The 12,512-nt window shown below is 72.3% G+C and carries 13 protein-coding genes and 1 tRNA gene; 6 read left to right on the top strand and 8 right to left on the bottom strand.

Annotated elements, in window-relative coordinates:
- Nucleotides 1–12: 12 nt before the first annotated feature.
- The 5 genes from ACWCP2_RS26395 to ACWCP2_RS26375 all read right to left on the bottom strand — a co-directional run bounded on the left by ACWCP2_RS26395 (nt 13) and on the right by ACWCP2_RS26375 (nt 6,056).
- Entirely contained in the window at nt 13–1,275 is a 1,263-nt protein-coding gene (locus ACWCP2_RS26395; RefSeq protein ID WP_450911067.1) for an ABC transporter substrate-binding protein, read from the bottom strand.
- A 144-nt stretch (nt 1,276–1,419) separates the two neighbouring features.
- Nucleotides 1,420–3,243 carry an AMP-dependent synthetase/ligase gene (locus ACWCP2_RS26390; protein ID WP_450911066.1) on the bottom strand — a complete coding sequence of 608 codons (1,824 nt, stop codon included), beginning with the start codon at nt 3,241–3,243 and terminating at the stop codon, nt 1,420–1,422.
- Nucleotides 3,244–3,342: 99 nt separating this feature from the next.
- Nucleotides 3,343–4,002, bottom strand: coding sequence for an NADPH-dependent F420 reductase (locus ACWCP2_RS26385; RefSeq protein ID WP_450911065.1), 660 nt, complete (start codon nt 4,000–4,002; stop codon nt 3,343–3,345).
- A gap of 144 nt (nt 4,003–4,146) precedes the next feature.
- Nucleotides 4,147–5,034, bottom strand: coding sequence for a TIGR03619 family F420-dependent LLM class oxidoreductase (locus tag ACWCP2_RS26380; protein ID WP_450911064.1), 888 nt, complete (start codon nt 5,032–5,034; stop codon nt 4,147–4,149).
- Nucleotides 5,035–5,204: 170 nt separating this feature from the next.
- Complete coding sequence (locus ACWCP2_RS26375; protein WP_450911063.1) at nt 5,205–6,056, bottom strand: LysR substrate-binding domain-containing protein; 852 nt, start codon at nt 6,054–6,056, stop codon at nt 5,205–5,207.
- Between the two features lie 171 nt (nt 6,057–6,227).
- Between ACWCP2_RS26375 and ACWCP2_RS26370 the strand changes: the two genes are divergently transcribed.
- The 3 genes from ACWCP2_RS26370 to ACWCP2_RS26360 all read left to right on the top strand — a co-directional run bounded on the left by ACWCP2_RS26370 (nt 6,228) and on the right by ACWCP2_RS26360 (nt 8,211).
- Complete coding sequence (locus tag ACWCP2_RS26370; protein ID WP_450911123.1) at nt 6,228–7,364, top strand: bile acid:sodium symporter family protein; 1,137 nt, start codon at nt 6,228–6,230, stop codon at nt 7,362–7,364.
- A 9-nt stretch (nt 7,365–7,373) separates the two neighbouring features.
- Nucleotides 7,374–7,805, top strand: a complete 432-nt coding sequence (locus ACWCP2_RS26365; RefSeq protein WP_450911062.1) for a (2Fe-2S) ferredoxin domain-containing protein — start codon at nt 7,374–7,376, stop codon at nt 7,803–7,805.
- 118 nt (nt 7,806–7,923) lie between these two features.
- Entirely contained in the window at nt 7,924–8,211 is a 288-nt protein-coding gene (locus ACWCP2_RS26360; RefSeq protein ID WP_450911061.1) for a hypothetical protein, read from the top strand.
- Between the two features lie 80 nt (nt 8,212–8,291).
- On the opposite strand, the gene fdhD is transcribed toward ACWCP2_RS26360, so the two are convergent.
- Nucleotides 8,292–9,125: a formate dehydrogenase accessory sulfurtransferase FdhD gene (fdhD, locus tag ACWCP2_RS26355; RefSeq protein WP_450911060.1), complete on the bottom strand. Its 834-nt coding sequence runs from the start codon at nt 9,123–9,125 to the stop codon at nt 8,292–8,294.
- Nucleotides 9,126–9,340: 215 nt separating this feature from the next.
- On the opposite strand from fdhD, the gene ACWCP2_RS26350 reads away from it, so the two are divergent.
- Entirely contained in the window at nt 9,341–10,282 is a 942-nt protein-coding gene (locus ACWCP2_RS26350; RefSeq protein ID WP_450911059.1) for a beta-ketoacyl-ACP synthase III, read from the top strand.
- On the opposite strand, the gene ACWCP2_RS26345 is transcribed toward ACWCP2_RS26350, so the two are convergent.
- The gene (locus ACWCP2_RS26345; protein WP_450911058.1) at nt 10,266–11,537 is read right to left on the bottom strand and encodes a low temperature requirement protein A; all 1,272 of its coding nucleotides are present in this window, start codon (nt 11,535–11,537) and stop codon (nt 10,266–10,268) included. The two genes, ACWCP2_RS26350 and ACWCP2_RS26345, sit on opposite strands and share 17 nt — an antisense overlap.
- A 374-nt stretch (nt 11,538–11,911) precedes the next feature.
- Here ACWCP2_RS26345 and ACWCP2_RS26340 point away from each other — a divergent pair.
- Nucleotides 11,912–11,996: transfer RNA gene (locus ACWCP2_RS26340), tRNA-Leu, on the top strand.
- Nucleotides 11,997–12,242: 246 nt separating this feature from the next.
- Nucleotides 12,243–12,386, top strand: a complete 144-nt coding sequence (locus ACWCP2_RS26335; protein WP_450911057.1) for a hypothetical protein — start codon at nt 12,243–12,245, stop codon at nt 12,384–12,386.
- Nucleotides 12,387–12,404: 18 nt separating this feature from the next.
- Here the strand turns inward: ACWCP2_RS26335 and ACWCP2_RS26330 are convergent.
- Nucleotides 12,405–12,512: fasciclin domain-containing protein (locus ACWCP2_RS26330; protein WP_450908184.1), on the bottom strand; the 108-nt coding region annotated here is incomplete at its 5' end.

The following is a 12,512-nucleotide window of genomic DNA, read 5'->3' as shown; positions in this document are numbered from 1 at the left end:
TTTCCCTTACCCCTACTTGAAGGGGATGGGCTCGTAGCACTTGAACGGTACGGAGACCTCGTACGCGCCGTTCTTCAGCTGGACGAGCGCTCCGCAGCCGAAGCTGTCCTTCTGGCCCTTGGGCTCCGCGCGGTTGCCGACGAGGGTGTCGGTGTCGGAGAAGCCCTGTGCGGCGGCCTGGAAGGATTCGACGGTCAGGTCCTTGCCGGCCTTCTGCGCGATCGACACGAACAGGTCGGCCGACATGTACCCGGTCAGCATGTGCATGTTGAGCGGTACGTCCAGCCCGCCCGACGCGGCCTTGATGTCGGCCTTGAACTGGGCCATCTTCGGGTTCGTCGACTCGAACGGCTCGAACTGCAGCAGCACGTGCACGCCGTCGAGGGCCTGCTTGGTGGCGTCCTTGGCGAGCAGACCCGGGTCGTAGTCGGTCGGGTCGGAGAGCAGTCCCTTGTACCCGCTGCGCTTGAGCGCCGTGAACAGCCCGATGTTGTTGGGGGTCTGCATGACGGAGACCACCGCGTCCGGGGCCTTGCCGTCGTTGCTCTGCAGGATCTCCTTGACGTACGCCGACCAGTCGCTCGGCACGGCGGTGCCGGGCACCGAGGCCTTGGCGTAGGCGACCTTGAACCCGGCGCTGGCGAAGCCCTGCTGGAAGGTGCGCACACCGAACTTCCCGGCGTCGCTGTCGTTGGCGATGATCGCGACGGACTTGCCCGCGGCCCCGCCGAGGACCTGGCCGATGCCCTCGGGCCAGGTCTGGTTGATGGTGCCGCCCGGAGTGGGGACGAGACAGCCGTTGAACCCGTAGATGTACTTGGGGCCGCAGAAGGAGGGGAGGGTGCCCCAGCCGAAGGTGGGCACCTTCTCCTGCTCCAGGAAGTCGGCGCCGGTGAAGGTGACCGAGCTCATGGGGGAGACCGCGAACACCTTGTCCTGCTGGACGAGTTTGCGGGCCGCGGCCAGGTTCTTGGCGGGGTCCTGCCCGTCGTCCTCGGCGCCGATGTAGTCGATCTTGCGGCCGTTGATCCCGCCCTCGGCGTTGGCTCTCGCGTAGCGGGCCTTCGCCCCGAGGTCGGTGGCCTTCTTGCTGTAGCCGCTGGCGCTGGTCATCGACACGAGTCCGCCGACCTTGATCGAATCGGCGGTCACCCCGCGGGAGTTGCCGGCGGCTCCCGGCTTGTCGGTGGAGGCGCTGTTGGAGGCGGAGTTGCAGGCGGAGACGAGCGCGAGCGCCGCTGCCGCGGCGGCCAGGGTGCGGATCGGTCGCAACATGTGTGGATCCCCTCCGGTCGGAATCCCCGCATTCTGTGCGCGACCTGACGCATCGTCAATATCAACGACAAGTAAAGTGACGCCCCGTCAGGTAACGGTTCGGACCGATGGGGTGAGGGTGCCCCACCGTGCCGGCGGAGCCCGTCAGGACTGGTAGAGGGCCGCCACCTCCTTGGCGTAGGCCTTCTCTATGGCCCGCCGCTTCAGCTTCAGCGAGGGCGTGAGCAGCCCCCGTTCCTCGGTGAACTGCTCGCCCAGGATGCGGAACGTACGGATCGACTCGGCCTGGGACACCAGGGTGTTGGCCGCCACCACCGACCGGCGGACCTCCGCCGCCAGATCGGGGTCCAGTACCAGCTCCGCCTCCGTCAGCCGGGGGCGGCCGCGCATCGCCAGCCAGTGCGCGACGCCCTCCATGTCCAGGGTGAGCAGGGCCGCGATGTACGGCCGGTCGTTGCCCACCAGGACGCACTGCGAGACGAGCGGATGCGAGCGGACCCGCTCCTCCAGGGCGGTCGGCGCGACGCTCTTGCCGTTGGAGGTCACCAGGATCTCCTTCTTGCGCCCCGTGATCGTGAGGTACCCGTCCGCGTCGAGCCGCCCCAGGTCCCCCGTCGCCAGCCAGCCGTCCCGCAGCACGGTCTCGGTGGCGGGCGGATCGTTGAGGTACCCGGAGAAGACGTGGGCGCCGCGGAGCCAGATCTCCCCGTCCTCGGCGATGTGCACCGTGCCGCCGGGGATCGGCCGCCCGACGGTGCCGTACTTCACGGCCCCGGGAGGGTTCGCGGTGGCCGCCGCGCAGGACTCCGTCAGCCCGTAGCCCTCGAAGACCGTGACCCCGGCGCCCTCGAAGAACAGCCCCAGCCGGCGCGACATCGCGGAACCGCCCGACATGGCGTGCCGCACCCGGCCGCCCAGCGCCTCGCGGACCTTCCCGTACACCAGCTTCTCGAAGAGCTGGTGCTCCATGCGCAGCTTCGCCGAGGGCCCGGGCCCGGCGCCGAACGCCTTCTGCTCGCGCGCCTCCGCGTACCGTACGGCCGTTTCCACCGCCCGGTCGAAGGGCCCCGTCCGGCCCTCGGCCTCGGCCTTGCGGCGGGCGGCGGCGAAGACCTTCTCGAAGACGTACGGCACCCCCAGCACGAAGGTCGGACGGAACGCGGCGAGGTCCGGCAGCAGTTCGGCCGCCGCAAGCACCGGCTGGTGCCCGAGCTTCACCCGGGCGCGGACGGCCGCCACCTCCACCATCCGTCCGAAGACGTGGGCGAGCGGCAGGAACAGCAGGGTGGAGGGCCGTTCACCGGGCCCGGCCCGGAAGACGGACTCCCAGCGGGTCACCATCGTGTCGGCCTCGAACATGAAGTTGCCGTGGGTCAGCACACAGCCCTTGGGGCGTCCGGTGGTCCCCGAGGTGTAGATGACGGTGGCCGTCGCATCGGGCGTCACCGCGCTCCGGTGGCGGTGCACGACGTCCTCGGCGACCTGGAGCCCGTCCCGCACGAGCCCGTCCACGGCCCCCGCGTCCAGCTGCCACAGCCGGCGCAGCACCGGCAGCCGCTCGATCACCGATCCGACGGTCATGGCCTGGTCCTCGTTCTCCACCACGCAGGCCGTGCACCCGGAGTCGTACAGGATCCAGTGCACCTGCTCGGCGGAGGACGAGGGGTAGACGGGGACGGGCTGGGCGCCGATCGCCCACAGGGCGAAGTCGAAGAGCGTCCACTCGTACCGGGTACGGGACATGATCGCGACCCGGTCCCCGAAGCGGATGCCCTGCGCCAGCAGCCCCTTGGCGAGCCCGAGCACCTCGGAGGCCAGCTCGCCGGAGGTCACGTCCCCCCAGACCCCGTCCGACTTCCGGCCGAGCACGACCCGGCCGGGGTCCTCGAGGGCGTGCTGGAAGACGGCATCGGCCAGACCGCCGACGGGTGAGCCCGTCACGACCGGCGGGACGGTGATCTCGTGCAAGGCCCGCTCCTCTCCGTACGGCGCGGCGACGCTATCCCACGCCTCCCCGCCAGTGATCACGGAGGGAAGACCTCCACAAGACCTCCCCAGCGGTGCGTATCAGGACACTCCCTCGGCCGTGACCACGGAGAGGTTGAAGTCCACCGGGCCGAGCACCCCGTAGAGCCGCAGCCAGAGCGCCATCAGGGCCTCGGTGGCGCGGGCGCTCGACAGGTCGCCGAGATCGGTGATCTGTTCGGGCGCCCAGCCGAAGGAGCGCAGCAGCGCGGTGGTCTCGGCCTTGGCGGCGTCGTCGTCGCCGCTCACGAACACCGTGTGGTGGCCCGGCACCCGGCTCGGCTCGACCATCACCGCGTTGTTCATGGTGTTGAGCGTCTTGACGATCCGCGCCTCGGGGAAGGCCTTCTGGAGCTGCTCGGCGATGCTGTGGCCGTCCGGGGTGACCACCTTGGGCGGAAACCCCTCCGAGAAGTCCAGCCCGTTGGACACGTCCACGACGGTCTTCCCCCGCAGATGGCCGGCCCCGGCGGCCTCCAGCACGGCGAGCGAGACCAGCCCGCCGGTCGCGTTGACGACGAGTTCGGCGCCGGCGGCGGCATCGGCGAAGGTCCCGTGACGGCCCCCCGTCCGCGCGGCCCACCGCGCGGCTTCGGCGTTGTCCGCCGTCCGGGACCCCATGGTGACCTCGTGCCCGACCTCGACCAGCTTGCCCGCCAGCCGCTGCCCGACCTCGCCCGTCCCCAGTACCGCGATCTTCACGTGCGTCCCCCTGCCCGTTCTGTTCGTTCTCTGCGTTCCGTACGAATTCCCGCCGCACCGCGACCGGTTGGCGTACGCAGACCCTAGACGCAGGACGCCGCGAACGGCAGCGCATTCGCCCCGGCGGGCCTTCGGGTTCCCAGGTCAGGGGAGTTGACGCGCGACCTCGGCCGCGAACCACTCCATCGCCGCGCCGAGGTGCCCGGCCGCGACGGGCAGCCACAGCGTGCAGACGGTGAGCCCGGCCCCGGCCAGCCGCCCCAGGTCGTCCACGACGCTCGCCGCGGTGGGTGCGGCGCTGCCGAGGGGCCGCCCCGGGGGCGCCACGACCGCGGGGATCCCGGGCGGGGTGAGGAACACCGCCGAGGCGAGGACCAGCCGGTCGGCGTCCTGCGATCCGGTCGCGAGGGCGCGCAGCCGGCGCCGCACGCCGGTGACCTCAGCCGCATCGGCTCCGGCGCCGTACCAGCCGTCGCCGTACCTCAGCGCACGGCGCAGGGCGGCGTCGCTGCTGCCGCCCACCCACACGGGCGGGCCCCCGGGGGTGACCGGCGCCGTGCCCAGGCGTGCGGCGCGCAGCGTCGTGAACGGACCGTCGAAATCGGCGGGCCGGCGCGACCACAGGGCCCGGGCCGCCGCGAGATGGTCGTCGGTGCGTGCGCCGCGCTCGCGGGCGGGGATCCCGACGGCGTCGAACTCCTCCGGGTTCCAGCCGGTGCCGACTCCCAGGATCAGGCGGCCGCCGGACACGAAGTCGAGGGTGGCCGCCTGGTTGGCGAGCACCAGCGCCGGGGTGTAGGGCGCGACCACCACCGAAGTCAGCAGCCGCAGGCGGCTGGTGGAGCCCACGACGGCCGACAGCAGCACCAGTGGGTCGGTGTCGAGGCCGAAGCCGCTCTCCAGGAGCCGGTTCCCGACCGCGACGTGATCGAAGCCCAGCTCCTCGGCGCGGAGCGCGGTACGCAGGACGGCACGCCCGTCGTCGGCCGGCCAGCGCGGCTGCAGGGACACGCCGAGGCGCAGCGAGGACATGGCACAACCTCCCGATGAAGCCCGACGGCGACCGCCCGAACACCCGGCCGCCCGTGCGCTCATCCCCAACTCCCCTGCCCGGTGGATCCATTCCACCGGAAGGTGGCGACTCACCCGCCGGACCCGAGGGGCCTGAGCCGGCACCCGCGGCTCCGGGGCGCGCCGCCCCGCTACGCCGCCCGTGTCAGCCGGTCCGCGCCCGAGAGGATGGCCGCGGCCAGGGCCTCGGCGGCGGCGGAGCCGCGGGGGCCGCGAAGGAGCGCGAACTCCACCGTACCGAGGTCCGGGAGGCCGGCCACGCGCACCAGCCCCGGCGGGATCAGGCCCCGGGTGTGGGCCATCACGCCCAGCCCGGCGCGGGCTGCCGCGATCAGACCGCTCAGGCTGCCGCTCGTACAGGCGATCCGCCACGGCCGCCCGTCCGCCTGCAGCACGTCCAGCGCCCGCGCCCGCGTGATGCCCGGCGGCGGGAAGACGATCAGCGGGACCGGCCGGTCCGGGTCCACCCGCAGCCCCTCCGCCCCGATCCACACCATCCGGTCCCGCCACACCAGCCGGCCCCGCTCGTCACCCTCCCCGCGCCGTTTGGCGAGTACGAGGTCCAGCCGCCCCGCGTCCAGCCGCTCGTGCAGGGTTCCCGACAGTTCCACGGACAGCTCCAGCTCCACCTCGGGGTGCTCGTGCCGGAAGCCCTCCAGGATCTCCGGCAGCCGGGTCAGCACGAAGTCCTCGGAGGCGCCGAAGCGCAGCCGGCCCCGGATCCGGGTCCCGGCGAAGAAGGCCGCCGCGCGCTCGTGCGCCTCCAGGATCGAGCGGGCGAAGCCGAGCAGCGCCTCGCCGTCCTCGGTGAGTTCCACGCTGTGCGTGTCCCGCAGGAAGAGGGGCCGGCCGGTGGTCTCCTCCAGACGGCGCACGTGCTGGCTGACCGTGGACTGGCGCACGCCGAGCCGGGCGGCGGCCTGCGTGAAGCTCAGCGTCTGGGCGACGGTGAGGAAGGTGCGCAGCTGAACGGGGTCGTACATGCGGACCACCCTACGCCCGCTCATCACGTTCCGTGATGACAGTGAGAGGGGTGTGCGGGTTTCCCGATCACCGCCCGACCCTCGAAGATGGGAGGGACTCCGTCTTCCGCCGTCCCCGCGGCCCCGATGCCGCCGCCGCCCCCCCGCCGACCTCAGCAAGTGAGCATCCGCATGCGCCGCCGCCCGCACCTGCCCGCCTGGCTTCCCGTGGACCCGTTCATCATGGGCCTGCTCGCCACCGTCGGCCTCGCCGCCCTGCTGCCCGCCCGCGGCGCGGGCGCCTCCGTGGCCGAGGCCGCCTCCACCGCGGCGGTGGCCCTGCTCTTCTTCCTCTACGGCGCCCGGCTCTCCACCCGCGAGGCCCTCGACGGCATGCGCCACTGGCGGCTCCACCTCACCGTCCTCGCCTCCACGTTCGTGCTCTTCCCGCTCCTGGGCCTCGCCGCGCACGCCCTGGTCCCCGGCATCCTCACGCCGCCCCTCTACAGCGGCCTGCTCTTCCTCTGCCTGGTCCCCTCGACCATCCAGTCCTCCATCGCCTTCACCTCGATCGCCCGCGGCAACGTCCCGGCCGCGATCTGCGCTGGCTCCTTCTCCAGCCTGATCGGCATCTTCCTGACCCCGGTCCTCGCGGCCGCCCTGCTCGGCAACAGCGCGGGCGGCTTCTCCCTCGACTCGCTGATGAAGATCGTCCTGCAGCTGCTCCTGCCGTTCCTGCTCGGCCAGGCCCTGCGCCCCTGGGCCGGCGGCTTCCTCGTCCGCAACAAGAGGGTCCTCGGCTACGTCGACCGCGGCTCGATCCTGCTCGTCGTCTACACCGCCTTCAGCGCCGGCATGGTCGCGGGGATCTGGCACCAGGTCAGCCTCCCGCGCCTCGGCGGGCTGATGGCCGTGGAGGCGGTTCTCCTCGCCGTGATGCTGGCGGCCACCTGGTACGGGGCCGAGCGCCTCGGGTTCACCCGCGAGGACCGGATCGCCATCCAGTTCGCGGGGTCGAAGAAGAGCCTCGCCGCCGGACTGCCCATGGCGAGCGTGCTGTTCGGAGCCCAGGCGAGCCTCGCCGTGCTGCCGCTGATGCTCTTCCACCAGATGCAGCTGATGGTCTGTGCGGTACTGGCCCGCCGCCGCGCGCGCGACCCGCAGGCCCCGCACACCCCGCGGGACGAGCCCGCCCCGCAGACCGCGCCCGCCCAGCAGGACACGCCGGCCGCACAGGCCGCACAGGCCGCGGAGCTGCCCCAACGCGCCGCCGGGCATGTGGCGGAGGTCTCGCGCACCCCTCAACACCCGGCCCCGCACGCCCGGTAACGTGCGGCGGTGACCTGGATACGCCCGCTCTCCGCCCACGCCCCGCGCCCCTGCACCCTGGTGGTCTGCCGGGGCTGCTGCTGCGGCGACCCCCGCAAGAACCCCGGCACCGACCACGAGGGGCAGCTGGCCCGGCTGCGCGAGGCCGCGGCGGCCTCCGACGGGCGGCTGGCCGTCCGTACGACCGACTGCCTCGGGCCCTGCGCGCAGGCCAATGTCATCGTGGTCCAGCCCACCACCGAGGCCCGCCGCAGGGGCGCCCGCGCGGTGTGGTTCGGCTGGGCCCTGGACGACACCGCCACCGACGAGATCATCGCCTGGGCCGAAGCGGGCGGCCCCGGCGCCACCCCGCTCCCGGCGACCCTCGACCTCCACCGCATCGCTCCGCCGGACCCGAAGCCGGCCGAGCCCGCTTCCCGCCGCGGCCGCCGCAAGCGGTGATCGGGGCGGAGTAAGGGCGCAGGGGGTTCGGGGACGGAAAGCGTTAGAGCGAGGAAATGTCCGGTTCTTCTAGGTTCTGGGTGTCAGCAAGAACCCCCGAACCACCAGGGAGCCCCTCATGAAGCTCAACCAGCGCGTCGCCGCCGTCTCCGCCGCCGCCCTGCTCGCCACGCTCGCCCTCGGCGGAGCCGCCAACGCCGCGGACAACGGCAGCGGCACCGGCAAGGCCAACGCCGCCGCCAAGGACGGCGCCTCCCACAGCCGCACCGTCGAGGCCCCGGCGGGCACCCCGCACGTGGCCGCGAAGAAGGTCGAGCCCGCGTCCAAGGACAACCCGTACAGCCAGACCGTCGAGGCCCCGGTGGGCACCGGGCACACCGGCGCGGGGCACCTGGCCGACAAGTAGCCCGTAGGGGTCAGGGGACAGGGGCGGGGGCCGCGCGACGGCCCCCGCCGCCCCGCCGTCCCCCCGCTGGTGCCCGCGGCTCACGCCGTCAGGTCGATCCGCTCCTCGCCCGCGTAGATGTTCATGTCCCCGTCCCGCAGGAACCCGACCAGCGTCAGCCCCGACTCCAGCGCCAGGTCCACCGCGAGCGAGGACGGAGCGGACACGGCCGCCAGCACGGGAATGCCCGCCATCACGGCCTTCTGCGCCAGTTCGAAAGAGGCCCGCCCCGACACCAGCAGGACCGAGCCCGCCAGCGGCAGCCGCCCGGCTAGCAGGGCCCGGCCGACGATCTTGTCCACCGCGTTGTGCCGGCCCACGTCCTCCCGTACGTCGATCAGCTCGCCCCCCGCCGAGAACAGCCCGGCGCCGTGCAGGGCGCCCGTGCGCTCGAAGACCTTCTGCTGCGCGCGCAGCCGGTCCGGCAGCTCCCCGAGCACCCGCGCGCCCACCCGTACGGGATCGTCCGCGAGCCCGGGGAACCGGGTCGCGGTGCGCACCGCGTCCAGGCTGGCCTTCCCGCACAGGCCGCAGGAGGAGGTGGTGTAGACGTTCCGCTCCAGTGTGATGTCGGGCACCGGAACTCCTGCGGCGAGCTGCACGTTCACCACGTTGTAGGTGTTCGTTCCGTCCTCGGCGGCGCCCTCGCAGTAGGTCACGGCCCGGACGTCCGACGCCGAGGCGAGCACGCCCTCGCTGGCCAGGAAACCCACCGCCAGCGCGAAATCGTCACCCGGGGTGCGCATCGTGATGGCCAGGGGCTTGCCGTTCAGCCGTATCTCCAGGGGCTCTTCGGCCACCAGGGTGTCCGCCCGGGTCCCTGCGACACCGCCCCGGATCCGGACGACGCGACGGCGTTCGGTGACCCTTCCCATGTGATCAGTCCACCTGTTCTGTCGTTCGACCGGCTTGTTCGACGCCTGGACCACCCATTCTCCCGGATCCGCCCCGGGCACCTTCCCGGGCTGGAGGACCCTCGGGAAGCTCCAAATTCCGGGCACTGAATCCTGTCGGGTCACGCGCCCGTGTACCCATCAGTAGCAGGCAAAGCTGGTAAAACCTGACTGCCTTACAAGGGGGGACCCCGCCCATGACCGGTTCACGCGTGGTGGCGCTAGGGCACTACCAGCCCTCGAAGGTGCTCACCAATGAGGACCTCGCCGCCATGGTGGACACCAACGACGAGTGGATCCGCTCCCGCGTCGGAATCAAGACCCGGCACATGGCCGGACCCGACGAGCCGGTCGACGAGCTGGCCTACCAGGCCGCGGGCAAGGCCCTCGCGAGCGCCGGTCTGACCCCGGACGACATCGACCTCGTCCTCGTCGCCACCTCCACCGCGATCGACCGTTCCCCGAACATGGCCGCCCGCGTCGCGGCCAAGCTCGGTATGGGCTCCAGCCCCGCGGTGATGGACATCAACGTCGTCTGCTCGGGCTTCACGCACGCCCTGGCCACCGCCGACCACGCGATCCGGGCCGGCGCCGCCACCCGGGCCCTGGTCATCGGGGCGGACAAGATGACCGAGATCACCGACTGGACCGACCGCACCACCTGCGTCCTGACCGGCGACGGCGCCGGCGCGGCCGTCGTCGAGGCCTGCGAGGAGCCCGGCATCGGGCCGGTCCTGTGGGGCTCGGTGCCCTCGATGGGCAACGCGGTCCGCATCGAGGGCACGCCGCCGGTCTTCGCCCAGGAGGGCCAGTCCGTCTACCGCTGGACCACCAGCCAGCTCCCCCCGCTCGCCCGCAAGGTCTGCGAGAAGGCCGGGATCACCCCCGAGGACCTGGCCGCTGTCGTCCTCCACCAGGCGAACCTGCGGATCATCGAGCCGCTCGCCGCGAAGATCGGCGCCGTCAACGCCGTCGTCGCCCGCGATGTCGTCGACTCCGGCAACACCTCGGCCGCCTCCATCCCCATGGCGCTGTCCAAGCTGGTCGAGCGCGGCGAGATCCCCTCCGGGGCGCCCGTCCTCCTCTTCGGCTTCGGCGGCAACCTCTCCTACGCCGGCCAGGTCATCCGCTGCCCGTAGCGGGTTCGGCAGCGGCTTCGACAGAGGGTTCGGCAGCGGCCTCGGCGCCGGCTCCGTCCGCGAGCCGGGCCCCGGGGCCGTCCGCGGGTTCTGCGGTCCGCCCGGCTGCCCCGGCCGGGTCCACGCCGGGACCGGCGGCGCGGGCCTCCGCCGCCAGCGCGGCCACGAGCACCAGGACCAGCGCCGTCAGCTGCCAGACCGCGCCGATCCGCAGGCCCGCCGCGGCGGTCGCCAGTACGGGCACCACCGCGAGCGCGCGGAACCGTACGGGCCGGATCCCCAGCACCAGCCGGAAGGCGACGTCCCCGGCCAGATAGCAGGCGACCCCGCCCGCGAGCGCCAGCGCGGGCCCGGCCGGAAGCTGCTCGCCCAGGTGCCCCATGCTCTTCTTCACGCCCGCCGAGAAGGCGGCGATGCCCAGCAGCATGGGGATGAAGCAGTAGTAGTACGCGCGCAGCGCCAGCTTGAAACGCCTGTCCGGGGCCGTGCTCGCGAAGACGTGCTCGGCCCGGCCCTCGTCGCGCACGAAGTACATCCACCACAGCGCGGCCCCGACGGCCAGCGTCAGGAACGCGCCCACGATGATCCCGAAGGTCAGCGGCAGCGAGCCCACGCCGATGCCGACCGCGATGATCGACTCGCCGAACACGATGATCAGCAGCAGCCCGTGCCGTTCCACGAAGTGCGCGGCGCCGATCCCGCCGAGCTGCTCCTCGATGGTCGTCGCCCCGGTGGCTCCGGCCCCGGGGGTCGTGACCCGCCGCGAGATGGCGGGCGTGACGAACTGGAACAGCAGGGCCAGGGCCCACAGGCCCAGGGCCGCCGCCCCGTCGAACAGCCCGGCGGCCGTCACCGACAGCGCGGACAGCGCGTTCGGCATCGCGAACCACAGCACCCCGCGCCCGTGGGCCTGGCTGTACAGCGCGCTGTGCATGATCACGGCGACCAGGTATCCGAGCCCGAAGGCGACCCCGCCGTCCCCGAAGGCCGTCGGCACGGCCAGGGCGCACACCAGGAAGGCCCCCATGGCGACCAGGATCAGCAGGCGCCGCACGGGCCGGTCCGGCGGTACCTGATTGGTCAGGTACGCGAAGCCGCCGTACATCCAGAACAGCACCGTGAAGATCAGCAGCACCCGCCCGGCACCGCGCAGGGTGAGGTCGTCCGCGAGCAGCACCGTGAGCTGGGTGATGGTGAAGACGAAGACGAGGTCGAAGAAGAGCTCCAGCGTGGTGACGCGGTGCTCGGATTCCATAGGTGATTCCCCCCTGAACTCGGATGTGCGGCGCCCATCCGATCGCCTCGGCACACCGCTGTCCACCGGGTATCAGCATCCGGGAGCCCCGGCGCCCCACCGGCGGACGCACCCCGGCCACGGCGCCCGGGACGAGGGAGATCCAGCTCCAGGCGGACTGGGTCCCGCGGGCGCCCGGGCCAGGGCCGCCCTGCGCTCAGCCGCAGAGCGGCGAGACGCTGCGTCTCACCCGGCCCGCGCACCCGGGCTCCGGGCATGCCCGCAGGTCAGCGCGGCGCGTCGGACCCGGGCCGGACGAAATACCTGGTCGGAACCCCGTCGAACCTTTGCTATTGTTGTCCATGTCGCCGCGGGAAACCGGGGCCGACCACCTAGTCCGGGTGGCGGAATGGCAGACGCGCTAGCTTGAGGTGCTAGTGCCCTTTATCGGGCGTGGGGGTTCAAGTCCCCCCTCGGACACAGAGGTTGATCGACCGAACAGAGCCGATCAGCGCGACGGAAGTCGCGCTGATCGGCTCTGTTGTCGTGCCCGCTTGAGTGCGTGCGTGTGTCGCGCGTGAACGTGATCTGGCCCCCTGTGTATCGCAGGGGGCCGGATCCGTTTCCAGCGGGGCGGCCGGAGCGGGCGGCGGTCGACGCCCACCAGTCCGGTCGGGGGTGCGCCACGAATCATCTGTGGGGGACGGAAGTTTCGAGGCGAGCACGATGACCGACGAAGAGTTCGAAGAGCTCATGGACCAGGCACGGGCGGAAGCCCGCAGGATCTCCTTCTCCGCCCCGCCCTCGGGCGACGACGCGGAGTACGCCTTCCATACCCAGCACGCGGAATTCGGAGCGCCTGCCCACTGACGGCCGCCGCGCGTGGTGCTACTTCGGCATGAGGACGGTGTCGACGATGTAGACGTTGGCGTTGGCGGTCTTGACGTTGCCGCAGACGACGGTGGAGGTGTCGTTGACCTTGTAGGTCTCGCCGGA

The organism is Streptomyces sp. NPDC002104 (genome assembly GCF_053593795.1).
The sequence above is the reverse complement of the archived record's forward strand: the minus strand, read 5'-3'. Positions and strand labels throughout refer to the sequence as shown.